The sequence below is a fragment of the Nocardia sp. NPDC058633 genome, assembly GCF_042717045.1.
Taxonomy (GTDB): domain Bacteria; phylum Actinomycetota; class Actinomycetes; order Mycobacteriales; family Mycobacteriaceae; genus Nocardia.
In genome coordinates this window covers 343030-369266 of sequence record NZ_JBHXRA010000004.1, presented here as the reverse complement: position 1 = coordinate 369266, position 26237 = coordinate 343030, and the positions used below count along the sequence as shown (strand labels likewise).

The 26237-nt window shown below is 68.4% G+C and carries 24 protein-coding genes; 13 read left to right on the top strand and 11 right to left on the bottom strand.

The window, feature by feature from the left end; translation table 11 throughout:
* The first annotated feature begins 264 nt into the window (after nucleotides 1–264).
* The 4 genes from ACFWUR_RS07565 (at nucleotide 265) to ACFWUR_RS07550 (ending at nucleotide 3714) form a co-directional block, all read left to right on the top strand.
* Nucleotides 265–1620, top strand: coding sequence for a hemolysin family protein (locus ACFWUR_RS07565; protein WP_378903437.1), 1356 nt, complete (start codon nucleotides 265–267; stop codon nucleotides 1618–1620).
* Nucleotides 1613–2677: a hemolysin family protein gene (locus ACFWUR_RS07560; RefSeq protein ID WP_378903434.1), complete on the top strand. Its 1065-nt coding sequence runs from the start codon at nucleotides 1613–1615 to the stop codon at nucleotides 2675–2677. Before ACFWUR_RS07565 ends, ACFWUR_RS07560 begins: the two co-directional genes overlap by 8 nt.
* A 150-nt stretch (nucleotides 2678–2827) precedes the next feature.
* Nucleotides 2828–3193 carry an ArsR/SmtB family transcription factor gene (locus ACFWUR_RS07555; RefSeq protein WP_378903431.1) on the top strand — a complete coding sequence of 122 codons (366 nt, stop codon included), beginning with the start codon at nucleotides 2828–2830 and terminating at the stop codon, nucleotides 3191–3193.
* Nucleotides 3190–3714: an SRPBCC family protein gene (locus ACFWUR_RS07550; RefSeq protein WP_378903428.1), complete on the top strand. Its 525-nt coding sequence runs from the start codon at nucleotides 3190–3192 to the stop codon at nucleotides 3712–3714. The genes ACFWUR_RS07555 and ACFWUR_RS07550 overlap by 4 nt, the downstream gene beginning before the upstream one ends.
* A 59-nt stretch (nucleotides 3715–3773) precedes the next feature.
* Here ACFWUR_RS07550 and ACFWUR_RS07545 read toward each other — a convergent pair whose 3' ends face one another.
* The 3 genes from ACFWUR_RS07545 to ACFWUR_RS07535 form a co-directional block, all read right to left on the bottom strand.
* Complete coding sequence (locus tag ACFWUR_RS07545; protein WP_378903425.1) at nucleotides 3774–4424, bottom strand: TetR/AcrR family transcriptional regulator; 651 nt, start codon at nucleotides 4422–4424, stop codon at nucleotides 3774–3776.
* 87 nt (nucleotides 4425–4511) lie between these two features.
* Nucleotides 4512–5621, bottom strand: coding sequence for a hypothetical protein (locus ACFWUR_RS07540; RefSeq protein ID WP_378903422.1), 1110 nt, complete (start codon nucleotides 5619–5621; stop codon nucleotides 4512–4514).
* A complete protein-coding gene (locus ACFWUR_RS07535; protein WP_378903419.1) occupies nucleotides 5618–6478 on the bottom strand; it encodes an SDR family oxidoreductase in 861 nt (286 codons plus the stop codon). Before ACFWUR_RS07535 ends, ACFWUR_RS07540 begins: the two co-directional genes overlap by 4 nt.
* A 122-nt stretch (nucleotides 6479–6600) precedes the next feature.
* On the opposite strand from ACFWUR_RS07535, the gene ACFWUR_RS07530 reads away from it, so the two are divergent.
* Entirely contained in the window at nucleotides 6601–7575 is a 975-nt protein-coding gene (locus ACFWUR_RS07530; protein ID WP_378903416.1) for an alpha/beta hydrolase, read from the top strand.
* A 46-nt stretch (nucleotides 7576–7621) separates the two neighbouring features.
* Here the strand turns inward: ACFWUR_RS07530 and ACFWUR_RS07525 are convergent, their stop codons facing one another.
* The gene (locus ACFWUR_RS07525; protein ID WP_378903413.1) at nucleotides 7622–9247 is read right to left on the bottom strand and encodes an FAD-binding protein; all 1626 of its coding nucleotides are present in this window, start codon (nucleotides 9245–9247) and stop codon (nucleotides 7622–7624) included.
* A 96-nt stretch (nucleotides 9248–9343) separates the two neighbouring features.
* Between ACFWUR_RS07525 and ACFWUR_RS07520 the strand changes: the two genes are divergently transcribed.
* Nucleotides 9344–10252, top strand: a complete 909-nt coding sequence (locus ACFWUR_RS07520) for a 3-methyladenine DNA glycosylase (protein WP_378903410.1) — start codon at nucleotides 9344–9346, stop codon at nucleotides 10250–10252.
* Here the strand turns inward: ACFWUR_RS07520 and ACFWUR_RS07515 are convergent.
* Complete coding sequence (locus tag ACFWUR_RS07515; protein WP_378903407.1) at nucleotides 10249–11994, bottom strand: BCCT family transporter; 1746 nt, start codon at nucleotides 11992–11994, stop codon at nucleotides 10249–10251. The genes ACFWUR_RS07520 and ACFWUR_RS07515 overlap by 4 nt on opposite strands.
* 229 nt (nucleotides 11995–12223) lie before the next feature.
* On the opposite strand from ACFWUR_RS07515, the gene ACFWUR_RS07510 reads away from it, so the two are divergent.
* Both ACFWUR_RS07510 and ACFWUR_RS07505 read left to right on the top strand, forming a co-directional pair.
* Nucleotides 12224–13807 (top strand): LVIVD repeat-containing protein, encoded by a 1584-nt coding sequence (locus tag ACFWUR_RS07510; RefSeq protein WP_378903404.1) that lies wholly within the window; start codon nucleotides 12224–12226, stop codon nucleotides 13805–13807.
* A complete protein-coding gene (locus ACFWUR_RS07505) occupies nucleotides 13804–14439 on the top strand; it encodes a DUF305 domain-containing protein (protein WP_378903401.1) in 636 nt (211 codons plus the stop codon). The genes ACFWUR_RS07510 and ACFWUR_RS07505 overlap by 4 nt, the downstream gene beginning before the upstream one ends.
* 11 nt (nucleotides 14440–14450) lie before the next feature.
* On the opposite strand, the gene ACFWUR_RS07500 is transcribed toward ACFWUR_RS07505, so the two are convergent.
* The 4 genes from ACFWUR_RS07500 to ACFWUR_RS07485 all read right to left on the bottom strand — a co-directional run bounded on the left by ACFWUR_RS07500 (nucleotide 14451) and on the right by ACFWUR_RS07485 (nucleotide 17614).
* Nucleotides 14451–15320: an isocitrate lyase/phosphoenolpyruvate mutase family protein gene (locus tag ACFWUR_RS07500; protein WP_378903398.1), complete on the bottom strand. Its 870-nt coding sequence runs from the start codon at nucleotides 15318–15320 to the stop codon at nucleotides 14451–14453.
* Between the two features lie 168 nt (nucleotides 15321–15488).
* Nucleotides 15489–16145 (bottom strand): GntR family transcriptional regulator, encoded by a 657-nt coding sequence (locus ACFWUR_RS07495; protein ID WP_378903395.1) that lies wholly within the window; start codon nucleotides 16143–16145, stop codon nucleotides 15489–15491.
* Nucleotides 16132–16863: a maleate cis-trans isomerase gene (locus tag ACFWUR_RS07490; RefSeq protein WP_378903475.1), complete on the bottom strand. Its 732-nt coding sequence runs from the start codon at nucleotides 16861–16863 to the stop codon at nucleotides 16132–16134. The genes ACFWUR_RS07495 and ACFWUR_RS07490 overlap by 14 nt, the downstream gene beginning before the upstream one ends.
* A 10-nt stretch (nucleotides 16864–16873) precedes the next feature.
* Nucleotides 16874–17614: an Asp/Glu/hydantoin racemase gene (locus ACFWUR_RS07485; protein ID WP_378903392.1), complete on the bottom strand. Its 741-nt coding sequence runs from the start codon at nucleotides 17612–17614 to the stop codon at nucleotides 16874–16876.
* A gap of 85 nt (nucleotides 17615–17699) precedes the next feature.
* Here ACFWUR_RS07485 and ACFWUR_RS07480 point away from each other — a divergent pair, with 85 nt between their 5' ends.
* Nucleotides 17700–18665: a D-2-hydroxyacid dehydrogenase gene (locus ACFWUR_RS07480; protein WP_378903389.1), complete on the top strand. Its 966-nt coding sequence runs from the start codon at nucleotides 17700–17702 to the stop codon at nucleotides 18663–18665.
* 12 nt (nucleotides 18666–18677) lie between these two features.
* Entirely contained in the window at nucleotides 18678–20072 is a 1395-nt protein-coding gene (locus ACFWUR_RS07475; RefSeq protein WP_378903386.1) for an amidase, read from the top strand.
* 94 nt (nucleotides 20073–20166) lie between these two features.
* Here the strand turns inward: ACFWUR_RS07475 and ACFWUR_RS07470 are convergent, their stop codons facing one another.
* Nucleotides 20167–20661, bottom strand: coding sequence for a DUF3830 family protein (locus tag ACFWUR_RS07470; RefSeq protein WP_378903383.1), 495 nt, complete (start codon nucleotides 20659–20661; stop codon nucleotides 20167–20169).
* 152 nt (nucleotides 20662–20813) lie between these two features.
* Nucleotides 20814–22055 carry an aspartate aminotransferase family protein gene (locus tag ACFWUR_RS07465; RefSeq protein WP_378903380.1) on the bottom strand — a complete coding sequence of 414 codons (1242 nt, stop codon included), beginning with the start codon at nucleotides 22053–22055 and terminating at the stop codon, nucleotides 20814–20816.
* 106 nt (nucleotides 22056–22161) lie between these two features.
* On the opposite strand from ACFWUR_RS07465, the gene ACFWUR_RS07460 reads away from it, so the two are divergent.
* From ACFWUR_RS07460 to ACFWUR_RS07450, 3 genes are all read left to right on the top strand, one after another.
* Nucleotides 22162–23655 (top strand): NAD-dependent succinate-semialdehyde dehydrogenase, encoded by a 1494-nt coding sequence (locus ACFWUR_RS07460; RefSeq protein WP_378903377.1) that lies wholly within the window; start codon nucleotides 22162–22164, stop codon nucleotides 23653–23655.
* 9 nt (nucleotides 23656–23664) lie between these two features.
* Nucleotides 23665–24738, top strand: a complete 1074-nt coding sequence (locus ACFWUR_RS07455) for a tartrate dehydrogenase (protein WP_378903374.1) — start codon at nucleotides 23665–23667, stop codon at nucleotides 24736–24738.
* Nucleotides 24739–25005: 267 nt separating this feature from the next.
* Nucleotides 25006–26214 carry a molybdopterin-binding protein gene (locus tag ACFWUR_RS07450; protein WP_378903371.1) on the top strand — a complete coding sequence of 403 codons (1209 nt, stop codon included), beginning with the start codon at nucleotides 25006–25008 and terminating at the stop codon, nucleotides 26212–26214.
* Nucleotides 26215–26237 lie beyond the last annotated feature (23 nt).

Here is a 26237-nt window from a genome sequence, read left to right as displayed (position 1 = left end):
CAGGGAGTCCTCCGCTCGGCCGCCGTCGGCGTTTCCGGCCCGCGCCGCTGACACGTCACGAGTAGCGACGGATTACTATGGAGTAGCCGATCACGGCACCCGCTCGACTTCCCACCTCGAAAGGATCCAGTTGTCACCCGCGTCCAAGGGCGCCACACAGGAGGGCTCCTCTACGGAGCCGGGTGACAAACCCGGCGTCCTCCTTCCTGCAGCGTCTGTTCCCTCTTCCGGTTTCCCTGCGGCACCCCTCGGGCGGTGCTGAGGATGTCCATCCTGCTGACCGCGCTCAGCCTGCTCGGCTTCGTCGCCCTCACCCTCGGCACGGCACTGTTCGTCGCCGCGGAGTTCTCCCTCACCGCGCTGGAGCGCAGCACCGTCGAGGGCGCCGCCCGCACCGGTGACACCCGATCGCGCCTGGTGAAACAGGCCCATCACACCCTGTCGTTCCAGCTCTCCGGTGCCCAGCTCGGCATCACCATCACCACCCTGATCACCGGCTTCATCGCCGAACCGGTACTGGCGCGGCTGCTCGAACCGTCGCTGGACGCCATCGGCCTGAGCGAGAGCGCCTCCCACGCCATCGCGCTGGCGTTGGCCCTGATCATCGCCACCTCGCTGTCGATGATCTACGGCGAACTGGTACCCAAGAACATCGCCATCGCCGAACCGATGATGGTCGCGCGGCTCACCGCGGGCCCGATGATCGGGTTCTCCGCGCTGTTCAAGTGGCTCATCCGCTTCCTCAACGGTTCCGCCAACTGGGTGGTGCGCCGATTCGGCATCGAACCCGCCGAGGAACTGCGTTCGGCCCGTTCGCCGCAGGAACTCGGCTCGTTGGTGCGCACCTCGGCCATGCGTGGCGCGATGGACCAGCGCACCGCGCAGGTGATGGACCGCTCGCTGGAGTTCGGTGAGCGCAGTGCCGAGGACCTGATGACACCGCGCGTGAAGGTCGAGTCGCTCGACCGCGACGACACCATCGCCGACCTGATCGCCGCCGCCGCCCGCACCGGGTACTCCCGGTTCCCCGTGATCGACGGCGATCTCGACAACACCCTCGGCGTCGTGCACGTCAAGCAGGCGTTCACCCACCCGGGCGAGCTGCGCAAGCAGATCCCGCTGAGCAAGCTGGCCGTCGCGGTGCCGATCGTGCCCGCCAGCCTGGACGGCGACGAAGTGCTCGAGCGGGTGCGCGCCGACGGCATGCAGGTGGCGCTGGTCGTCGACGAGTACGGCGGCACCGCGGGCATGGTGACCATGGAGGACCTGATCGAGGAGATCCTCGGCGATGTGCGCGACGAGCACGACGAGGAGGAACGCGACGTGCGGCGGGTCTCCGACGGCTGGGACTGCTCGGGACTGATGCGCATCGACGAGGTGTCGCGCGCGACCGGCTACGACGCGCCGGAGGGCGAATACGAAACCCTCGGCGGCCTGGTGCTCGCCCACCTCGGCCGGATCCCGGTGACCGGTGACGAAGTGGTGCTGCCCGAATCCCGCGGTTCCAGCGGCGGCTGGGTCGCGCGGGTGGAACGGATGGACGGACGGCGCATCGACCGGGTGCGGTTGATCCCGGTCGATGCGGCCAACCTCTCGGCGCGGGAGAACACTCATGGGTGACCTGTTCGGAATCGTGCTGACCGTCCTGCTGCTGGCAGGCAACGCGTTCTTCGTCGGTGCCGAGTTCGCGCTCATCTCCGCCCGCCGTGATCGCCTGGAAGCCCTTGTCGCCCAGGGGAAGAAGAAGGCTCAAACGGTGATCGAGGCCGGTGAGAACCTGTCGATGATGCTGGCCGCGGCCCAGCTCGGCATCACCATCTGCTCGATCCTGCTCGGCCGCGTCGGCGAGCCCGCGATCGCGCACCTGATCGAGCGCCCGTTCGAACTGCTCGGCCTGCCCGATCAATTGCTGCACCCGGTGGGCTTCACCCTCGCGCTCACGGTGGTGGTGATCCTGCACATCCTGCTCGGCGAGATGGTGCCCAAGAACATCGCCCTCGCGGGCCCGGAACGGTCGGCGCTGCTGCTGGTGCCGATCCACCTGATGTGGTTGCGGATCGCCCGACCGTTGATCGCGGTGTACAACCTCGCCGCGAACATGACGCTGCGGATGTTTCGGATCGAGCCGAAGGACGAACTCGACGCCACGGTGTCGACAGTGGAGTTGGCCGAGATGATCGGCGAATCCCGTTCCGAGGGACTGCTCGACGAGGAGGAACACCGCAGGCTCACCCAGGCCCTTGGCACCTCCGAGCAGGTTGTCGGCGACGTGATGGTGCCGTTGGCGCAGGCGAGGTCGGTGCCGTTGATCGGCAACGGAACCACCCTCGGCGAGGTGGAGACAGCAGTCTCGGAGACCGGCTTCTCCCGCTACCCGGTAGCCGCGTCGGACGGCTCCCTGGTCGGTTACCTGCACATCAAGGACGTCCTCGACGAGGTAGCCGACGACAACGCGGGCCCCGACACCGTCATCCCTCGCACCGACATCCGCCCGCTGCCCACGGTCAGCATCGGGACCCCACTGTACGAGGCACTGGCCCGGTTGCGCCGCACCAGCAGCCATCTGGGACGGGTGGTCGACAGTCGCGGCAACACCGTCGGCGTCGTCGCGCTGGAGGACCTGATCGAGGAGTTCGTCGGCACCGTGCGCGACGGCACCCACCGGCTCGCCGAATAGGCCCCTCCGGTAACCGATCTCGCGCTCGACGTCACGCGGTGACGGTCGGCGCACGGGTGACAGCTCGACCAGCCGGTCGGGCTGTCACCCGTGCGCGGCGTCGGCCGTTCACCCTTGACTATTGGTAACCAATCGATTACCAATTAAGAGGTGGACGTCTTCGAGGCATTGGCCGACTCCGTGCGCCGCGATCTGCTCGAGCGGCTCGCCGACGCACCGGCCAGGGTTGTCGATCTCGCCGCGGAATATCCCATCAGCAGGCCGGCGATCAGCAAGCATCTGCGAATACTCGCCGATGCGGGCCTCGTCAGCGCCGAACCGCACGGTCGAGAACGCCACTATCGCCTGTCCCCCGCGGGCCTCGCACCGCTGCGCGACTATCTGGAACAGCTGCAGCCGACCCGGCCGCCGATTCCGGAGCATGCGCTCGACGGTCTCGACCTCGAAGTCCGCCGCACCACCCGGGAACGCCGAGCCACGACCAGCACTGACAGCGACAAGGAGCAGACCGCATGACCACTCCCACAGCGACCGGACGCCGCCGCGACCGCGCCGACGGCACCTACTGCGAATGGACCAGGACCTTTCGCGCACCGATCGAGGACGTCTGGGCCGCCGTCACCGAGCCGCAGCGACTCGCGCGCTGGCTCGGCAGCTGGACCGGTGACCCGTCCTCCGGCGAGGTGAAGTTCCAGATGCTCTTCGAGGGTGAAACGCCCGCCGAGCACTTCCGGATCGACGAATGCGACGCCCCACACCGGCTGCGGATCACCACTTCCATGTCCTACGGCGAGGAAGACCCCGAACAGTGGCAGCTGCGCCTGGATCTCACCGAGGAGGGTGGCGTCACCACCCTGACCTTCGCCCAGAATCTGCCCGATCCCACCATGGCGGAGAACGTCGGACCCGGCTGGGACTACTACCTCGACCGTCTGGTCGCCGCCGAAGGCGACCGCGACCCGGCCACCGTGAACTTCGACGACTACTACCCTGCCCTGTCCGAGCACTACCGCGAGGAATTCGGTCGCGTCGACTGAGCTGGAACCGCTTGCGCGGCAACGCAGATGGTGATGCGCTACCGCGTGGTCGGGCTCGATTACCGCTGTTCGCCGGGCAAGCGGTCAAGGGTCCCGAAGCCGTTGATCAGGATGGCGGCCGCGACGTCGATCAGTTCGTCGAGCGGCTGCGGCGCGTCGGCCAGCGTCCAGTCCACCATCAGCTCCGTCATGCCGCCGGCGAACAACATCGCCGAGACATCCAGGCGCCCGGTGGCGGGGATGTGAAAGTAGGCCCCGGCGAAACCGACTATCAACTGGGCGAATTCGCGCATCACCGCACGGCGGTGCACCTCGAGCGCCGAGCTGACACCGACGACCTCGACGAAGATGACACGGGCGCGGCGAGGGTCCGCGGCCACGGTCCGAACGAAGGCCTCGACGGCGGCGTGCGCCTGGGGGGCCAGCTCGGGTTCGGCATCGGCCAGCGCCGTCAGGGTCGCGGTGCGGACCTGTTCGATCTGGCTGTCGTAGACCGCGCTCAGCAGTGCCTCACGATGGGTGAAGGACTCGTAGAAGTACCGCTCGGTCAAACCCGCGCGATCGCAGATCTTCTTCACCGAGGACGCCGGATAGCCGATGGTGCCGAAAAGTTCCAAGCCCGCCGCCAGCAGCGCGGCTCGACGTTCGGCGCTGCGACTCGCCTTGTCGCGCCCGCCGTACCGGCGCGACGCAGTGTCGGTCTCGGTCACAATCCTCCCGCCGCCGTCTACCCGCCCGCCGAAGCCTCCATCCTATCCATCACCCCGAGGAGGAAAGAACGAGCAGGCGACGGGTCGTCAGTCGGCCTCGCGCGGCGGTATCGTGATCGTCCCGTAGTCGAGTCCGCCGTGGGTGAAGGTGGGTACGACGGGCCACTGCCGCTTCCAGTTCGCGCATTCCGACGACGGAACAACTTGCAGCCAGCGCGGATCGCGCGGAGACCGCGACGCCATGGTCTTCTCCTTGACCATGGAATCGTACTGATCCAGCGAGTCCTCGAGGGTGTTCGCGTTGAGAACGACTTCGCGGCCGTAGAACTCGGCCTGCTGTCGAACACCGGGGATCTTGGACAGTTCCGGCTGCCAACTGTCGGCCGCCATCCCGTTCTCCGACGACACCCACACGCCGTCGGGAGTGTTCACACACAGCGAGTGGTTGCCGTCGGTGTGCCCGGGCGTCCACAGCAGGCTCACCCCGACACCCAACTCGACGTCACCGTCGAGGACCTGGAGCCGCTCGGCGGGCACGCCGTCCATGCCGCCGTCGACGTACCACGCCCACTGCATCGGGTGCACGGATTCCAGGGTGCCGAGTTCCTTGCGCTGCACCAGCATCCGCGCGTTCGGGAACAGGGACTCGCGCGGACCCGATTCGCCGTCGATCGGCCGGTCGCTACCCATGATCATGCGGACATCCTGCACGTGCAGATGGTCGAAACTGACGTAGTCGACGTCGTCGTTGCGCAGGCCCAGCCGAGGCAGCACCGCCTCGGGATCGTTGTAGTACTTGACGAACAGCGATTCCGCGCGCAGCGTGCGTGAGAGTTTCTGCAGCTTCGCGTAGAACGGGGCTTTCCCCGACCCGGCCGCGACGGTCGGCTCCCAGACCAGGGTCCTCGGGGTGCCGTCGAATCCGTCGAACTGGACCACGAACATCCGGTTGATGATCGAGATCATCGGGTTGGGGCCGATCGAATAGCCCTGAAAAGCGAACCGCTGCGGATACGGCGCGGCGGCGATGTCGAAGCTCTTGACCGCGCGCACCTGCCCTTGTCGGAGAAACCGTTCGCGATAGCGACGGGCGGCCTCGCGCACCGCCTCGAGACGGTCGCCGCGCGGCCACACGTCATGGACACCGGCGAATTCCGGAATCGGCCGGATATCGCCACGAGCGTCGGTTGTCGTCATCGTCGGTTTCCTGACGTCGGAGGGGAAGGTTCGGTGGGGCCACAGACCTTGCGTTCGTACTCGGTCCGGCGCGACGAATCATGAACGGCGGCTACCTGATCCGGCACCGCCGCGAGCAGAACGCGCGTTCGCACGGCGGTGGGGAGCACGTTCACCGCGCGCAGCAGCGGTCCGAGGTAGCCGGGCACCATCACCTCGAATCGAGGGCGTTCGATCGCCCGGACGACGGCGCGGGCGACGTCGGCGGGCTGAAGCAGCGCCACTCCGCCGGTGTCGGTGCCCGCCGCCAGTTCGGTGTCCACCACCGTCGGCATGATCACCGAGAGCTCGACGCCACTGTCACGCAGTTCGGCGCGCACCCCGGTCAGATAGCCGAGTATCGCGTGCTTGGTCGCGGCGTAGGACGACTCCCCGGCCGGGGCGAGCTTCGACGCGGCGGAAGCCACGGTGACGATGTGTCCCGCGCCGCGGGCGCGCATGGCCGGCGCGGCGAGGGTCACCCCGTTGATGACGCCGTGCACGTTCACGTCGAACTGTCGCCGCCGCACCGACTCGGGTTCGCGGTCGAACGGGCCCACCCACATGACCCCGGCATTGTTGACGAGCACGTCGATCGGGCCCCATCGTCGCTCGATCGCGGCCAGGAACGCCGCGAACGAGTCCTGTTCGGCGACATCGAGATCGAAGCCACACACCTTGTCGCCCAGTTCGGCGGCGGTGCCGCGAGCAGCCGAGCCGTCGATGTCGCCGATCGCGACGCGCGCACCCGCCTCGGCGAGCTGAGCCGCGATCTGTCTACCGATCCCACGGGCACCGCCGGTCACCGCGACGACTCGCCCTGTCACCGACTGTCGCATCTCAGCGATACCTCCCGCCGCACTTCTTCTGACATGACCTCATGTCAGCAATGTACAGGATCGCCGAACCTTTTGACATGAAGTCTTGTCAGTTGATCGGAATTGCGTGCAAGATGTCCGGCATGGATCGAAATCTCGACGCGGTACCGTCGCGCGTCAGCCGGACCGTGGCCGCGATCATGCTGCTGACGGTGCGTCAGCTGGGCTCACTGCTGCCCGCCACCCGGAGCGGAGCGCGCCTCGGACGCCTGGGGATGCACGGGTTGCGCCTGGCCATGCCGTCCTGGACGGTCGCGCGTTTTCCTGTACACGACCGGAGGGGGGCGGGGCTCGCGGTGCGCGGCGAGTGGGTGAACGCGCTACCCGCACCGCAGGAGCCGATCGTCTACTACCTGCACGGCAGCGCGTATTTCTCGTGTTCGCCCGGCACCCACCGAGGCCTGATCGCGCGGGTGGGCCGCGTGTGCGGGCGCCCCGTTTTCGCCCTGCGGTACCGGCTCGCGCCCGAACACCCGTTTCCCGCAGCTCATCAGGACGCGCTGCGGGGCTACCTCTGGCTACTCGCCGGCGGACATCGAGCCGCGGACATCATCGTGGCGGGAGACTCCGCGGGCGGACACCTGGCGCTGGCACTCGTCGGCGAGCTCGCCCGGCGGGGACTTCCGCAGCCGTCGGGACTGGTGCTTTTCTCGCCGCTGGCCGACCCCACCATGCGGCTGGCCGCCGCCAAGGAGCCGGCCCTGCGGGATCCGTACGCCTCGGCCACCACCGCCAATCGGCTGATCGGCATGTACCTGGCGGGCGCCGACCTCACCGATCCCCGCTTGGACGTCGCGACAGGAATCGTCGCCGGCTGTCCGCCGGTTCTCATCCAAGTCGGCGGGCTCGAGATCCTGACCGCCGACGCCGAGCACCTCGCGGCGGCCGCCCGCAGGGTCGGCGTGCACTGTGAACTGCAGGTATGGCCCGGCCAGGTCCACGTCTTCCAGGCCGGGTACCTGGCCGTCCCCGAAGCCGTCGCCGCGCTGTCCGAGGTCGCCGCCTTCATCACTGCCATCGAGCGGACCGGCGGCCCCCCGGAGCGAATGCACGCATGACCCTCGGGGCGGACGCGTCCGAGGGCTGACCCCTACCCGGAAACACTCACCTGTGCAGAAGCGGCTGGGCGCTGTGCATGCCTGCCCGCCGCCCGGAGAAGACGCAGTCGGCCAGCGACAGTCCACTGATGTAGGAGTTCGAACAGATTCCGACGGCCGCGCGGCCCGCGGCGAAGAGTCCGGGAAAGACTCCCCCGTTCTCGTCGCGCACGGCGCCGGTCTCCTCGTCCACGAGCAGGCCGCCGAGGGTGAGCATCGGCATGGGGTAGCTCAACCGCGCCTTGAACGAGATGTCGAGCAGGGTAAAAGGTCCGGTACGGAGTGGGCGCCGGATGTCGTCGGGTTTGCCCATCGGATCGGGGCGATTCTGCTCGATCGCCCGGTTGTGCGCGTCCAGGGTTGCCCGCAACGCGGACCCGTCGATCCCCGCACGAGTGGCGACCTCTTCGACGGTGCGGCCGCAGGTGCGCCCGATCCGCAGCAAGCGCTCGGTCTGCATTCGCTGGAACCACACCGACTGGGTGCTGATCTGCTTGCGGGCTTCGGCCTCGAGTGCCGCGTCCACGAGCAGCCAGGCGCGATGACCCGGACTCGCGGCGATGGCCGCGCCCAGAGCAGCGCCGTAGCGGGACTCGTCGATCATGCGGTGGCCCCGGGCATTCACCGCGACAGCACCGAAGAACGCGCTGGGCGGCGCGATGAAGCGCCACGTCGAGAGCGCGTCCATCTTGCCGCTCGCCGCACCGATGTCGAGGGCCATGGTGATGCCGCTGCCGTCGTCACCGGCGCTGCCCAGCGGCAGCCCCTGCGACCACGGATACGCGGGGGCGTGCCGGGCGACCATCTCCCCGTTCGCGATGAACCCGCCCGTGGTGAGTACGACGCCGGTTCTCGCCTGGATCCTGACCGGCAGTCCGTGGGTGCGCTCGAGCCTGGCCAGCAGCGCTTCCATCGCCCGACGCAAACCCGGGTGATACACACCGGGTTTGGCGGAGATGCGAGCGAGCGCGGCGAACCGACGTCGCACCGCCGCGGGCGCGTGGTCGATCGTGATCGCCTCGATGCCGCTCACGCGCCCGTCCTCGACGACGAGCCGAGTGGCCCTGGTGCCGGTCCGGACGCGCACGCCGTGCCCGGCCGCCGACTCGGCCAGCGGCCCGAACAGCGCCTTGCCCGAGACACCGGGGCCGTGCACGCGGTGACCGCGCTGGCGCGGCTTCGCGAGGTCCCGATAGCGACCGGAGTTCTCGCTGCCCGAGTAGTACAGGTAGTAGTCGTCGGTCGGGTAGGACGTCTTGTACGGGCACAGCGACGCCTGGAAGGGCACGCCGTGCCCGGTCAACCAGTCGATCATCGCCGGGGATTGCTCGCAGAACCGGCGCAGTGTCGAGGCGCTCACGGCGTCGCCGACCTCGGCTTGCAGATACGCGAGCATATTGTCGACGTCGTCGTCGACGCCGGCCTCACGTTGCACCCACGTGCCGCCACCCGCGTACACGATGCCCCCGGACAGCGTCGTGGCGCCGCCACCCAGATACCGGTCGATGGCCAGGACTTCGGCGCCGGATTCGCGCGCGGCCAGCGCCGTGGCCGCCCCCGCACCGCCGTATCCGACGACCACGACATCGGCTGCGTCATCCCAGGCCCGCACTTGTACCACCCTTCCGAGCATGGCCGACCTCATCGCCGCCCAACTGTAACGTGTTCTAGTTGGACTATAACGTGTTCTAGAACGGGTCACGGCGCATCGGTGCGGGACAATGACCGGGTGAGTACGCACCACGACCTCGACCTGCGGGTACTACCGGCGGTCGAGTGGCAGGCCGCCGCGCGGGCACACCGCGACCGGCTCGATCGCCTGGTCGGTCCGTATCTCGAGCGCCGCGCGGCGGGTACCACGCATCCGGTCGTGGATTTTCTCTTCACCTACTACGGCAACAAACCTTCGCAGCTGCGCCGGTGGCATCCGGGGTTCGGCATCGGATTGCGCGATGCGGGTGCCTATCGGGGTGCGCGGGGATATCACGAGCGCGTCGACGAGCCGGGCGTGTTCACCGCCGACCCGGCCTATCTGGCCAAGCGGCGCGACACGATCGCGTTCGTTTCCGGCCTGCTCACCGCGACCGCGCGGCGTCCGGCGCAGTTGTCGTGTTTCGGCCTGCACGAATGGGCGATGGTCTATCGCACCGACGACGTACGCCACCAGCAGGTTCCGTTGCGGCTGGGGCACGCGGGCACCGACGCGGTGGTGGAATCGATGTCGTTGCGATGCACGCATTTCGACGCGTTCCGGTTCTTCACACCGGAGGCGGTGGAACGCAATGCCGAACCGCTCACTCGCGCGGGTCAAGTCGGCCGCGAACAGCCCGGATGCCTGCACGCCAACATGGATCTGTACAAGTGGGGCTTCAAGTTGGCGCCGCTGATCTCCTCGGATCTGCTGCTCGACTGCTTCGAACTCGCCTGTACCGCACGCGAACTCGATATGCGTGCCAGCCCCTACGACCTGTCGGAATTCGGCTACGAGCCGGTGCGTATCGAAATACCCACCGGTCGAGCCGATTACGTGCGCGCCCAGTCGGCGATCGCCGAATCCGCCGACGCACTGCGCGATCGCCTGCGCCTGGCCTGTGCCGAGTTGTCCTCGGCACAGGCCGAATTCGACGCCGCGGGCTAGCCGCGTTCTTCGGTCCCGGTGCGGGGGAGATCGTCGATGATCTCGATCTTGTCCGGCGACGGTTCGGTGACGAGCGCGAAGTCCCCGTCGTGCAGTTCGGTGCCCTGGTCGACTGCGATCTCGACCAGTTCGACGCCACGGTCCATTCGCAGGATCAGCGGGTCATCGCTCAGGTCCTTGTACAACGACACACACATCGCCACCATCACCACCAGGAACGGCAGTGACACCACGGTGGTCAAGGCCTGCAGGCCGGTGAGCCCGCCGCCGAGATTGTCGGAATCGGCGATGGCCAGCATGATCGCGGCGACGGCACCGGTGGCCGCACCCCAGAAGATGACAACCCACTTCGACGGTTCGATGCTGCCCCGTTCGGACAGCGTGCCCATCACGATGGAGGCCGCGTCGGCGCCGGAGACGAAGAAGATCGCGACCAGGATCATCACGACGATCGTGGTCACCGAGGTGATCGGGTACTGGTCGAGCAGGTGGAACAGGGCGAAGTTGGAGTCGACCGAGCCATCGGCCTCGGTGAGCGCACCGTCTTTGTTCTGTTCGAAGATGCCCGCACCGCCGAAGATCGCGAACCACAGCAGGCTCACCACGCTCGGCACCAGCAGCACGCCGGTGACGAACTGGCGGATGGTGCGGCCACGGCTGATCCGCGCGATGAACATGCCGACGAACGGCGTCCACGAGATCCACCAGGCCCAGTAGAAGATCGTCCAACTCGACAGCCACGCCTTCATCGCCTCGTCGCCCGCACCGGTGCGCGACGCCATGGTCGGCAGGCTCTCGATGTAGTCGCCGAGCGAGGTCGGCAGCATATTGAGGATGAACAGCGTCGGGCCCGCGATGAAGACGAACGCCGCGATGGCAAGGGCCAGCACCATATTGATGTTGGACAGCCACTGGATGCCGCGCGCGACACCGGAGACCGCCGACAACACGAAGGCGACGGTCAGGCCCGCGATGATCGCGACCAGGCCGACCTTGCCGATGCTGTCGATCCAGCCGTTGAACTCCATGCCCGCGCCGATCTGCAGGGCACCGAGACCGAGGGAGGCGGCCGAGCCGAACAGGGTCGCGAAAATCGCCATCATGTCGATGACACGGCCGCCGATGCCGTCGGCGTGATGTCCGAGCAGCGGCCGGAACACCGAGGAGATCAACTGCGAGCGGCCTTTTCGGAACGTGCCGTAGGCGATGGCGAGACCGGCGACGGCGTAGATCGCCCACGGGTGCAACGTCCAGTGGAACAACGTCGTGGCCATCGCGACCTCGGCAGCGGCCGGTGAGCCGGATTCGGCGGTGTGCGGGGGCGGATTCACGAAGTGCGACAGCGGTTCTGCCACACCCCAGAACATCAGGCCGATACCCATGCCCGCGCTGAACATCATCGCGATCCACGACACGGTGCGGAATTCGGGTTTCTCGTCGTCGGCGCCGAGCGGAATCCGACCGTAGCGACTGATCGCCAGCCAGATCACGAAGACGACGAACGCGGTCGCGGTGAGCACGAACAACCAGCCGGTATTGGTGATGACCCATTTCTGGGCGCTGCTCGCCGCGGCGGCGAGGCCCTCGTCGTCGAAGACACCCCAGGCGACAAAGGCGACAGCACCGATCGCGGTGGCGCAGAAGATCAGCAGATCCAGCCGGGGCCTGCCCGGCGATCCACCGGCTACCACTCCGCCTGGCGGCGGTGCGGCGCCGGAACTTCCTACGACATCGTTCGACATGGATCCGAGTCCTCTCCGATCGCGGAAACTCCCCGCCTTTACAGACGCGCTTGTCGTGCAGAGCAACCGTACAGCGTATGAGCGGGGACCCGAGGTAAGCACGAGTCCGCCCCACACCCTGTTCCCCGAAATCCCCCTCGGCAACCATTCGTCCGGCTTACCATTCGTGACACGGCACAACTGTCTGAGCCAGTTGGGTTGTCTGCATCACCGATTCGGGAGGGCAATGATGCCACCAGGTCCACACACTCGTCGGCGACCGCGGCGCACGTTCGTGCGCGGCGCGGCACTGGTCGCGGTGGCCGCGTTGGTGGCAGTCGGGCTGCCGTCGGCGGCATCGGCCGATGATCTCGGCCGAACGGTGCACGAGTTCTTCGAGATCGGCCGAAGCGCGGTGCCGCGCGCGGACTGCGGACCGGGTTCGCTACCCGAATCCGGCATGCAGGGCGATGTGCCCGCGGGTGACCGGGACAGCGGCCGCAGCACCCAGGGCTATCGGTGCAATATGTCGATGGTCGGTGGCTATGCCGGGCGTGGTGCGGGCATCACGTCCACGAGTTTCGAGCACTGCGCCTACATCGGCTCGTTCTTCCCCGGCACCCTGCTCAGCGAGCACCCGGGTGTGCAGGTCGTCGACGCGTCCGATCCCGGCAATCCCCGCCTGACCGCGACGCTGACCGAGCCCGCGATGCTGGCGGGTACGTGGGAGACGCTGAAGGTCAACACCGCTCGCAAGCTGCTCGTCGGAACCGGGGTCCCGTTGGCCTTGGGCGCGGGATACCTGTCGGTGTACGACATCTCCGATTGCGCGCACCCCCGCCTGCTCAATCCGGGTGTCGGCACGAATCCGGCGATGCCGCTGCCGATCACGACACACGAAGGCGGCTTCTCCCCCGACGGCCGCACGTACTGGGCCTCGGGGCTGGTGCCCGGGTTCCTCAGCGCGATCGACCTCACCGATCCGGCGAATCCGCGGGTGATCTGGCAGGGACTCACCGGAATCGAGGCACACGGGTTCGGGGTGAGCGCGGACGGCAACCGGCTCTACATCTCGGCGTTGGGTGGTTTCACCGTGCTCGATGTGAGTTCCGTGCAGCGCCGCGATCCGAATCCGCAGGTGCCACATGTCGGCCGGACGTTCTGGACCGATGGCTGGGCCACCCAGCACAGCGTCCCGGTGACCTACGACGGCGTGCCGCACATCTTCACCGTCGACGAAGGCGGTTCGGGCGGAGTGAAACTCCTCGACGTCTCCGACGACACCGACCCCGAGATCGTGGCGCGGATCAAACTCGAGATCAATCTGCCCGAGCACATCGACTCCGCTGTCGGCTCCGCCATGGGCAATTCACTGTTCTCCTACGATCCGCACTACTGCACGGCCGACCGACCCGAGAACCCGACCGCGCTGGCGTGCGGCTGGGTCTCCTCCGGCATCCGGGTGTTCGACGTGAGCGATCCCGGCTCGATCCGCGAGATCGCCTACTTCAACCCGCCTGCCCGTACGGGGCGCAATCTCGAGCTCTGGAATTCGCCGCACGCGCTGGCCTCGATCATCGGGATCCCCGGAATGAGCGCGCCCGCGGCCCTGCGGTCGATGGCCGATGGGCTGTTCGACCCGGCGCAGGTGTTGTCCGCGCGGGCGGGCCGGATCGCGTTCGGTGATCTGTCCGCCGACTGGTGCATGTCGCCGCCGGAGTGGCGGGGCGAGAAACTCTACGTCACCTGTTCGGACAACGGCTTCATGGTGTTGCAGCTCGACAACGACGTGTACACACCGCCCGCGAACCAGCAGTCCACGGTGGGTTCGTGACGGTGAACCGCATGATCCGCCCGGCGTTCGCGGCCGCCGCCGCCGTGTTCCTGCTGGTACTCGGCGCTGCGCTGCGACCGATGTTCGTCGCCGAAACCGCCACGCCCACCCCGGTACTCACCTCGACCGAGCTGGGCTTCGTCCAGGACATGACGACCCACCACGAGCAGGCGCTGAACCTGGCGGCGCGGCTCGATCCCGGCGTCGACTCCACCGTGCGCGTGCTCACCGAACAGATCGCCGACGCCCAGCGGGTGGAGCTGGGTACCCTGCTCGGCTGGACCCAGCTCGCGGGTGCCGCGCCGACCTCGCATCAGCCGATGGCCTGGATGGTGGAAACGACCGCCCACCAACACTCTTCGGTGTCCGCCCCGGCCACGATGCCCGGCATGGCCACGATGGCCGAGCTCGACGCCCTCACGGCAGCCCGCGGCCGTGACGCGGAAACCCTGTTCCTGCAACTGATGTATCGCCATCACTCCGGCGGGATCATCATGGCCCGCGCCGCCGACACCCTGATCGCCTCGGGGCCGGTGAAGCAGACCGCCCGGGCCATGGCGCAGTCCCAGAGTCAGGAGATGGGCTACATCGGGATGCTTCTCGACCTGCGCGGAGTCCACCCGACCCCGTGAGCGGGTGGTGATCAATCGTCGAGCGATGCGGTGCGGTCGGTGAAGTGGTCGTTGAGCGCGGTCTGGCTGAGTTGGGTGTTGCCGTAGGTGAAGGTGCCCCGGTCGGCGAGTTCGTGGGCCGCGTCGAGGAGATGGCGGTAGAGCAGGCGGGCGATGCTGCCGCCGACGGTCACCCTGCGCACGCCCAGTTCGGCCAGTTCGGTCATCGACAGGGCGCCGCCGGTCAGGCCCATCACGACGTTGAGGGGGCCGTCGATGGCTTCGACGAGGGTGGCGATGGTGGTGGCGTCGGCAGCGCCGGGGACGAAGACGCAGTCCGCACCGGCGGCGAGGTAGGAGTTGCCGCGTCGGATCGCTTCGTCGATACCCGCATCCACGAGCAGTGCGTCGGTGCGACCGACGAGCACGAACGGTTCGCCGCTGGCAGCCACTGCCGCACGAGCCGCGCGGACCCGGTCCACCGCGTGCACCTCGTCGAACAACGGGGTGGTGCGATCGCCGGTGAAGTCCTCGATATTGCCGCCCGCCGCACCGGCGTCGATCGCCAGCGAAATGGTGGTCGCCACCGCTTGCGCGTCCGGCCCGTATCCCTCCTCGAGGTCGGCGCTGACCGGGACCCGCACCGCACTGGTGATCTCGTGGACGCGACGCATCATCGTGGGGCGATCGAGGCGCCCGTGCTCACCGTGCTCGGTGAAGAAGTCGTGATCAGGACGCCCGAAGGAGAACGCGACGCCCGCGCTGGTGGTGGCGATCGCGGCGAATCCCACCGACTCCAGGATGCGTGCGCTGCCGGCGTCCCAGGCGTTCGGGAGCAGAAAACACCCTTCCCGGTGCAGGTCGACGAAAGACTGTGCGCGCATTCGCTGTTCACTGTCCACGAGAGCTCCTGGTGGGAGTCGGGGTGTCGGTACCACGTCCATTCTGCGCGCTCGAGGCGACGAAGGCACCGTTCGGATCGCCGCGCGGCGCCGTCCGCGTCCGGCCGAGGTCGTGCCCGGCGCGGGCAGCGGCGTTGCTGTTGCGTGCCAGGCCGCGGCGCCGGTTCGCTAACGGTCGCGCAGCCGACGGACCGCGTCGTCCATGTGTTCCATGAGCAGTGCGCGTGCGTGCTCGGGCGAGCCGGCGCCGATCGCCTCGTGGAGTTCGACGTGTTCGCGGGCTTGTTCGCGCAGGTCGGGGTAGGTGGTTTGGAGGGCGCCCAGGCACATGCGGGTTTCGATGAGCAGGGTACGGGCGGCACGGACGAGGCGTGGGCTGTCGGTCGCGGTGACGAGGGCTTCGTGGAACGCCTGGTCGGCGTCGGAGACTCCGGGAGCGTCGCCCGCTTCGGCGGCGAGCCGCATCGCGGTGACGCTGGGCTGTAATGCGGCGTAGGCGATGTCGCGGCGGCCGTCGAGGACGAGGTCGAGTGCGCCGCCTTCCAAGGCGGTGCGGGCGCGGTAGATGTCGTTGACGTCGTCGGCGGTGAGGTCGATGACGAAGATGCCGCGGTTGCGGATGCTGAACAGCAGCCCTTCCTGCACGAGGCGCTGCATGGCCTCGCGCACGGGTCCGCGGGAGACACCGAAGCTGGTGGCCAGATCGGATTCACCGAGCTGGGCGCCGGGCGCCAGCGCACCGCGCATGATCGCCTCGCGCAGCCGGTCGGCGATCATCTCCGCGGTGGACTGCTGGTTGACCGGCTCGAAATCAATGATCGACATGCCGACTCCCTTCCGCGAACAAGGCGCCGAGTTCGGGGACGCACGCGGTGACCCCGGCCAGCCGCAAACCTTCCCAGATGGTCACCTGGTTCGCTGTGAGCACCGGTTTGCCCAGCGCGGCCTCGAGTTCGGGGAGCACCTCGAGAGTATGCATGGCCGTGTCCGGGATGAGCAGCGCTTGGGCGTCGGCGTGGTCGTTGGCGACGGCCAGTTGCAACACCTGCTCGGGGGTGAGGGTGCCGACCTCGGCGGCGGTGTCGATTCCGGCGCTCGACATCGACACCACCTCGATGTCGGCGTCGGCGAGGAAGTCGACGAACAGCCGCGCCACCTGCTCGGGGTAACTCGCGACGACGGCCACGCGCCGAACACCGAGCGCTCGCGCGGCTTCGACGAACGCGAAACTCGTACTCGAGGCGGGCACCCCGGCCGCGGCGGCGAGGCTGTCGACCTGACCGCGGGCGCCCTCGGGCCCGTAGACGAAGCTGCCCGAGGTACACGCCCAGACGACGACCGCGGGATCCTCGGCGGCGAGCAAGGAAGCACCGTGACTCAGCTTCTCCGGGCTGCCGAGGTCGAGCAGTTCGGGGATGGCGTGCAGGTCGGTGCCGTAGATGTGGGCCACTGGCAACGCGACGTCGAGCAGTGCCGCCGCACGCGGGTAGTCGTCCTCGGCGGCGTGGTCGGGGTAGATGAATCCGATGGTCGGCGTGCGCATCTCGCTCCGTTCAGAAGACATCGACCAACCACTTCCCCGGACCCATCATGGGCAGCTTCATCCGGCCGAGGCAGGCCCACATGGTCAGCTGGTTGGCGGTGAGGACAGGTTTGCCCAGTGCCTGTTCGAGTGGCTCGATCACGTCGTAGGTCGGCAGGTTGGTGCAGCTGACGAAGATCGCTTCCGAGCGGGGGTCGTCGGCGCCGAGTATTCGCTCGGCGATGGTGCGGTAGTTGACCTTCCAGATGCCGCCGCCGAGCCCGAGGTGGTCGGACTTCATCGTGGCGCAGCCCGCTTCGTCGAGGAACTCGTGCAGTTTGCCGGTGAGGATCTCGTCGTAGGGCGTGATCACCGACATGCGGGTGATGTTGAGGTGCTTGATCGCTTCCACGAGCGCGCCGGAGGTGGTCACCGCGTCGGGTGCGCCCGCCAGGCAGATCGTTTCCCGCAGGGATCGTTCGTAGGCGAGGCCGTTGATGAAACTGCCCGAAGTGCACAGGTAGGCAACGACTTCCGGCTCCACGTGCAATACGTCGTGGGTGGCCGCGGTGAGGTGCGCCGGGTTGGACACCAGTTCGGCCATGGCGAGCGACACCGGCACCGGTTCATACGGTGTGCGGGCAAGGTGCAGACTCACCTCCAGGGGCGCCCACCGCCACAGTTCCCGTTCGAGGGCGAGGTCGAACGGTGCGATCACACCGATGCCTCGTTGGGCTACCGGCCCGTCGATGTCCGGGAAGCTGAACTCCACTGCGGCCCCTCTCGCGCTCAGCGGGCAGACCTCCGAACACGATCGGATTGTTGACAATCATACGATCTGATCGTACGGTGTCAATGTGGAAAACGGGCCGATTGTCACCGTCCTACATCGTGACAGTGTGCCCGAATCGGACCTCATGGCCCCCGTGGCCGAACGTGCCGTCGTGCGTTATACCGAGGCCGACGGGCTCGCCGATGCGCTACGCGGCGCCGATGTGCTGTTCGTCTACGACTTCCAGACCCGGGCGGTGCCCGGCGCCTGGCACGGCGCCGATCGTTTGCGCTGGCTGCACATGGGCGGGGTCGGGGTCGACGCGGTGATGTTCCCGCAATTGCGGGCCTCCGACGTGGTGGTCACCAACACCCGCAATGTCTTCGACTCGGCGATCGCCGAATATGTTCTCGGACAGATCATTTCGTTCGCCAAGGACCTGCCCGGGTCGATCCGGTTGCAGCAGCGACATCAGTGGCGACATCGAGAATCCGAACGCGTGGCCGGGACGACGGCGCTGATCGTCGGCACCGGTTCGATCGGGCGCAGCATCGCGCGGTTGTTGCGCGCCACCGGGATGACGGTGCGCGGGGTGGGGCGCCGCGCGCGCGGCGACGACCCGGATTTCGGCACGATCAGCGATGATCTGCATGCCGAATTGCCCGGCGCCGACTATGTGATCGCGATCGCGCCGCTCACCGCCCAGACCAGGCACATGTTCGATGCCGCCGCGTTCGCGGCGATGAAACCACACGCCAGGTTTGTCAATGTCGGGCGCGGGGAACTCGTGGTTACCGACGATCTCGTAGCCGCCCTCGGCAACGGTTCGATCGCCGCGGCGGCGCTGGACGTGGTCGACCCGGAACCGCTTCCCACCGGCCATCCGCTGTGGGATCTGCCGAATGTGGTGCTCACGCCACATAATTCGGGTGATTTCCACGGCTGGCGGGCCGAGATCGTCCGCGCATTCACCGACAACTTCGGCAGGTGGGCAGCCGGTCTGCCGCTGGACAACGTTGTCGACAAGACGCTCGGGTACGTGCCCGGCTGAAGGAGCTCCGCCATGACGCAGCCCGATCTCCCTACCGATCCCACCGTGATGACGGCGGTTCAGTTGGCTTCGGCCTACGCGGCCGGGCAGCTCTCCCCCGTCGAGGCCGCGCAAGCCTGCCTCGACGCCATCGCCGCTCGCGACGGCGCGCTCAACGCCTTCTGCCTGGTGGATCCGGATCGGGCGCTGGTGCAGGCCAAGGACTCCGAGGCGCGCTGGCAGTCGGGCAATCCGCGTGGACTGCTCGACGGCGTGCCGATCTCCATCAAGGACATCTTCCTGACCGAGGGGTGGCCGACCCTGCGCGGTTCCACCTGTGTCGACGCGGGCGGCCCGTGGCTGGTGGACAGCCCGGTCGCCGCCCGGCTGCGCGAGGACGGGATGGTCTTCGTCGGCAAGACGACCACCCCGGAGATCGCCTGGAAGGGCGTCACCGACAGTCCGCTCACCGGGATCACCCGCAATCCCGCCGATCCCACGACGACGGCGGGCGGGTCGTCCGGGGGCAGCGCGGCGGCGGTGGCCGGTGGCATGACGCCGGTGTCGGTCGGCACCGACGGCGGCGGCAGCATCCGGATTCCGGCCTCGTTCTGCGGGATCGTCGGTTTCAAGCCGACGCACGGGCGGATTCCGCTCTTCCCGGCCAGCCCGTTCGGGCCCCTCGCCCACGCCGGGCCGATGACGCGCACCGTCGAGGACGCGGCACTGCTGATGGACATCCTCTCGCTGCCCGATCCACGAGACCCGACCGCGCTGGCACCCACCCTCACGACGTTCCGCAGTCAGGTGCAGCGAGACGTGCGGGGACTGTCGGTCGGCTACTCCGCCACACTCGGCTACGCGCAGGTCGACCCCGAGGTGGCCGAGATCGTCGAGGGCGCCGTCCGGGCGTTGGCCGAGGCCGATCTGACCATCGACGCCGTCGATCCCGGATTCGCCGATCCGCGAGCGGCTTTCGAGACCCTGTGGGCGGCGGGCGCGGCGACGATGCTGTCGAAATTCCCCGCCGGGTCACGCGAGAAGGTGGATCCCGGTTTGGGTGCGGCGTGGGCTCGCGGTGAATCCGTCAGCGCCATCGACTATCTCGATGCCCGCCACGTCGCCGCCGAGGTCGGCATCACGATGGGCAACTTCCACACCGCCTACGACGTATTGATCACCCCGACCATGCCGATCACCGCGTTCGAAGCCGGGCTCGATGTACCGCCGGGCAGCGGACTGCACGGCTGGCCCGACTGGACTCCGTTCACCTACCCGTTCAACATGACTCAGCAACCCGCGATCAGCATTCCCGTCGGCAGGACTCGCGCCGGGATGCCGGTGGGCATGCAGATCGTCGGACCACGGCACTCCGACGACTTGATTCTCGCGGTCGCCAGGCACGCGGAGTCCGTGCTGAACTCCTGAAACAGCAAGGGCGCGGGCCTACTTCGGCACATGTGCCGAGCGTTCGGTCGACCAGGGAGCCGGCGACGAGCCAAGGGCTCGCGCCGGCGCCCGTTCACGCGCGGGCGAAAACCAAGGTCTCGCCCTCGACACCGCGCAACCACAGCCCGTTGCAGGCAGCCGCCAAGTCCGCGAGACCTTCCTCGATGGTGGCGAAGACGCTGCCGGGAACCCAGCCGAGGTCGCCGTTGATCAGCAGGTTGTTGCGGCCGTAGAACAGGGCCAGGTCGGTGGCGCCCTGGGCGTGGTGGGCGGCCGAGCCCGGTTCGTAGCCGTAGGCGGGGTTGCCGATCTCCCACGGCTCGAAGTCGAACAGGCACACGTCGCCGGGAATGGGCGTGACAGTAGGGTTTTCGCGATGCGGTGCCGCGCTGATGCGAGGCACCAGGGTGTAGACCTCGTTGCGGGCGTACTTGGCGTGGAAGGCGTCGCCCTCCTGGGGAAGCGCATCCCAGACAGCGGCACAGGTGAGTGGGGCCTCGTCGTCGAGCAGGCGAGCGCGGCAGGTGACGCCTGCTGTGGTGAGGGTGATGCTCATGTAGCGGGCCATCGGTTCCTGCTTCCTGTGCGGTGCGAGCGGAGCTGGGTCGTGCGAGTGGACCGGGGCGGTCGGCGTGAACACGCGGATCACCGTCGAGGCCGCCCCACCCGGATTCCGCGTCGTGGTCCCGCTCGAGATCGGAGCGGGACCACGACGCGGGACTACAGCTCGGCGAGGACCTCGGACCAGATGGCCAGGGCGTCCTCGACTTGGGTCTCGGTGACGATCAGCGGCGGGATCATGCGCACGACGTTCATGTGCGCACCGCAGGTGAGCAGCAGCAACCCCTTGTCGACGGCCGACTTCTGCGCGGCCGACGCGGTCTCGGGATCGGGTTCACCTGTTGCCGTGGCGAACTCGGCCCCGACCAGCAGCCCGAGGCCACGGACATCGCCGATCGCCTTGGTGGCGAGCTCCCGGACACCGGCGAGCAATTGCCTACCGCGCACAGCGGCGTTGTCGACCAGACCCTCTGCCGCGATGACGTCGAGAGTCGCGACGGCGGCGGCACAGGCCACGGCGTTGCCGCCGTATGTTCCACCCTGCGAACCCGGCCAAGCCTTGGCCATCAACTCCCGCGAGGCCGCGATGCCCGACAGCGGGAAGCCACTGGCCAGACCCTTGGCGATGGTGATCACGTCGGGGCGAACGTCGAAGTGCTGGTGGCCGAAGAACTTTCCGGTCCGCCCGAAGCCGGTTTGGATCTCGTCGAAGACCAGCAGGATGCCGTGCCGGTCGGCGCGCTCGCGCAAGCCCTGGAAGAACCGGGTGTTGCCGGGAATGTAGCCGCCTTCGCCGAGAACCGGTTCGACGATGAACGCGGCGGTTTCCGCGGGCGAGGTGAGGGTGGCCAACAGATAGTCGAGCTCACGCAGCGCGAAGTCGGTGGCTTCCTCCTCGCTCCAGCCGTAGCGGAAAGCAGTCGGAAACGGGGCCACGTGCACCCCCGACATCAGCGGGCTGAAACCCGCCGAGAATCGAGTTCCCGACGTGGTCATGGTCGCGGCGGCGACCGTACGGCCGTGAAAACCGCCGTGGAAGACGACCACATTCGGTCGACCGGTGGCTTGCCGGACCAGGCGCAGCGCCGCCTCGACCGCCTCGCTGCCGGAATTGGCGAAGAACAGCGCGTCCAAACCCTCGGGCAGCACAGCGCCCAGGCGCTCGGTGAGTTCCAGCAGCGGCCGGTGCAGCACCGTCGTGTACTGGCCGTGGATGAGGCTGGCGACCTGGGCTTGCGCAGCCGCGACCACGGTGGGATGGCAGTGCCCGGTGCTGGTGACGCCGATCCCGGCGGTGAAATCCAGGTAGCGGCGACCGTCGGTGTCGTAGAGGTAGCAGCCCGCGCCGTGGTCGACGTGCACCGGCGTGGCCTGCTTCAGGACGGGAGACAGCTCGGTCATCAAGGACTCCCCAGATTGTCTATTGTCGGATTGTTGACAATATGCATAACATGGCGGCAGGGGTCACAGCAATGGGTGATCCACCGCGTCGGGAGGCAGGGCACTGATGGATGAGTCCGGGAGCAGCGCGCAACTGCTCGACAACCTGAGCGCCGCCGAGCGCGTCGCGATCGACAGTGTGCCCAAGGGGCTGTTCATCGACGGCCGATGGCGCGACTCCCCCGCCACGCTGCCCGTCCTCGATCCCGCGACCGGTGCGCCGCTGTGCGCGGTGGCCGACGCCACCGCGGCCGACGGACTCGATGCGCTCACCGCCGCCGACGGCGCTCAGTCGGCCTGGTCGAACACCCCGGCACGCACCCGCAGCGACATCCTGATGCGCGCGCACCACGCGCTGCTCGCCGACACCGAACGCCTCGCGCTGATCATGACCCTCGAGATGGGCAAGCCGCTGACGGAGGCGCGTGGCGAAATCGCCTATGCCGCCGAGTTCTTCCGCTGGTTCGCCGAGGAGGCTGTTCGTCTCGACGGCGGATACATGCCCGCCCCGACGGGCGGTTCGCGGTTCCTGGTGACGAAGCAGCCGGTGGGGCCGAGCCTGCTCATCACACCGTGGAACTTCCCCATGGCGATGGGCGCCCGCAAGATCGCTCCCGCCCTGGCCGCCGGCTGCACCTGCGTGGTGAAACCCGCGGAGCAGACACCGCTGTCGATGCTGGCGCTCGCGGCGATTCTGGCGGCGGCGGGCGTGCCCGCCGGGGTGGTCAATGTGGTCACCACCGCCGACCCCGCAGCGCTGATGACACCGCTCATCGCCGATCCGCGTTCGCGCAAGCTCTCCTTCACCGGGTCGACCGCCATCGGGAAGCTGCTGCTGGAACAGTGCGCCCGCACCGTCATGCGCACCTCGATGGAACTCGGCGGCAACGCGCCACTGGTGGTGTTCGACGACGCCGACCTCGACGAAGCGGTCGAGGGCGCGCTGGCGGCCAAGATGCGCAACATCGGCCAGGCCTGTACTGCCGCGAACCGTATTCTGGTGCAGCGCGCCATCGCTGACGAGTTCGCCGAACGACTGGCCGCGCGGATGGCGGCGCTACCGATGGGTCGAGGCACCGAACCGGGTGTGGTGGTCGGGCCGCTCATCGACGCCGACGCCGTCGCCAAGGTCGAGCGCCTCGTGGCCGACGCGCGCGAGCGCGGTGCCGAGGTGCTGCTCGGGGGCACCGCGATCGACGGTCCCGGCACGTTCTACCCGGCGACCGTGCTCACCGGCGTCCCCGACGACGCCGAACTGTGCCACACCGAGATCTTCGGCCCGGTCGCCGCGATCGCCACCTTCGACACCGAGGACGAGGCGATCACCCGCGCCAACGACACCCCCTACGGGCTGGTCGCGTACGTGTTCACCGAGAACCTGCGACGCGGACTGCGCGTCTGCGAAGCCCTCGACACAGGGATGGTCGGCCTGAACCAGGGCGTCGTCTCCAACCCGGCCGCACCGTTCGGCGGGGTGAAGGAATCGGGACTCGGGCGCGAGGGCGGGTTCACCGGCATCGACGAATTCCTCGAGACCAAATACATCGGCGTCAAGGTTTAGGGAGACAGCGTGCGCACATACCGGATCGCGACCATTCCGGGCGACGGAATCGGCGTCGACGTGACCGTCGAGGCGGTGAAGGTGCTCGATCGGGTCCTGCCGGGAATCAGCTGGACCGAGTTCGACTGGTCGTGCGAGAACTATCTGCGGACCGGTGCGATGATGCCGCCCGATGGGCCCGAACAGCTCGCGCAGTTCGACGCGATCCTGTTGGGCGCCGTCGGATTCCCCGGGGTGCCCGACCATATCTCGCTGTGGGGCTTGCTGATTCCGCTGCGGCGCGCCTTCGCTCAGTATGTCAACCTGCGGCCGGTGCGGCTGCTGCCAGGCACGGAATCGGCGCTGCGCGACCGTTCTGCTGACGACCTCGACATTCTCATCGTGCGCGAGAACTCCGAGGGTGAGTACTCCGAGATCGGCGGCATCCACAACCCGGGCAGGCCGGACGAATTCGTGCTGCAGGAATCGGTGTTCACCCGGACCGGCTGCGAGCGGATCATCCGCTACGCCTTCGATCGTGCCGCCGAACGCTCGGGAAAGCTCTGCTCGGCGACGAAGTCGAACGGCCTGATCCACTCGATGCCCTACTGGGACAGCGTTTTCGAGCGCATCGCGGCCGAGTATCCGACGGTGCGGACGCGACAGATGCACGTCGACGCGCTCGCCGCCGAAATCGTGCTCCACCCCGACCGCCTCGATGTGATCGTCGGCTCGAACCTGTTCGGCGACATCCTCTCCGACCTCGCCGCGGCCGTCACCGGCGGACTCGGGCTCGCTCCCTCGGGCAATATCAACCCCGCCGCGGACACACCGTCGATGTTCGAGGCCGTGCACGGCAGCGCGCCCGACATCGCGGGCCTGGGCATCGCCGACCCGGTCGCCCAGATCCTCGCCGGCGCCATGCTGCTGTCGCACCTCGGCGAGCACGCCGCGGCTGCCGCCGTCGACCGGGCGGTGTGCGATGTGCTCGCCGCGGGCACGGTCCGCACGCCGGACCTGGGCGGCACCGCGACCACCGCCGAACTGGGCACCGCCATCGCCGACCGTGCCGCCGAACTCGCGAACACCCTCACCGAGGCGTGACCCGGCCAGCACCGGCGGCGAGGCAGCTGTCCGGCGCCCGAACACGCAGGTCGCTTCGCCACCCCCGCGGCTGAGCGCCCGGAACCCGTCCCGCACGCGACACGACACCGGCGGGCACGTACGTGACGCCGAACTACGCACCGAGCGGCATCCGCGTGCGTGAGCACAACGTCATCGCGAGGCAACTGCCCAGAAAATCGCAGGCAACCGGTGGTGCGCACCATGAGTTCGCAGTGTCGGTGTTGGGTCCTCGGAAGGCGAGACGTGGTGACGAGCGCACGGGTGGGCGTAGTTCCGGCAGTGCAGTGTGGGCTGGGTCGGGTGCGCGCGCAGATAGCCGCGGACCTCGAACCGATCGCGGTGCGAGAGCGACCAGTGGCCGAGGCGGTCGGGGCGACCCTGGCCATGGCCTTGGCCGCGGGCACTCCCCTGCCTCGCGTGGACAGCGCCGCCATGGACGGCTACGCGGTCGCGGGACCGGGTCCGTGGTGGCGGCTGCACCAGCAGGTCGGCTACGCCGGACGTGGCTGCTCGGTGGTGCTGGCGCCCGGCGAGGCGGTGCGGATCGCGACCGGCGCCGCGACCCCGCTCGGCACCACGGCGACCCTGCGCGACGAACACATCGTGACCACGACGGTGTCGGGTAAGTCGGTGGTGATGCGAGCGCCCGGCGCACCGGTGCGCGACGACACCCGCCGCCAGGGCGAACACTGGAGCAGCGGAACCGAATTGGCTAGTGCGGGCGCCCGCGTCTCGGCGGCGCTGGCTTCGGCAGCGCTCAGCGCCGAGGCCGAAACCGTCACCGTGCGTGGACCTTTGCGCGCCGATGTGGTGATGACCGGCGACGAGATCCGTGCCGTCGGCCCGCTCGGCCCCGGCGAAACCCGCGACTCGCTCGGCCCCGTGCTGCCGGAGTTCCTGCGCTGCTGCGATATCGAGAGCACCGGCCTGTGGCACCTCGCCGACAGCCGTGACCTGCTGCGCTCCTGGCTCACCCTGAAATCCCACGCCGACCTGGTCGTGATGGTCGGCGCCACCGGCCGCGGCGCCGCCGACCACCTGCGCACCCTGCTCGCCGACCTCGGCGCCCGCATCATCGTCGAACGCATCGCGATCCGCCCCGGCGGCTCCACCCTCGTCGCCCAACTCCCCGACGGCCGAGTCCTCCTCGGCCTACCGGGCAACCCCTTCGCCGCCGTCGCCGCCCTCTTGGCCGTCGGTCAGGCCATCGTCGACGCCCTCACCCTGCGTACCCCCGGCCCCACCATGTGGGGCCGCCTCTCCGACGCTGGCGTCATGGAAGGCGAGGCCACCCGCATCGTCGGCGTCCAACAACATCCCGGCGGCGTCTGGCGCAGCACCGGCCCCGCCCACACCCCCCACCTGGCCGGCCTCATCGCCTGCCAGGCCCTCGCCATCCTCCCGCCCGGCACAGGCCGAGGCTCCCTCGTCGAACTCCTCCCGCTCCCCCATTGAGTCAGGGTCAGTCAACGGAAACG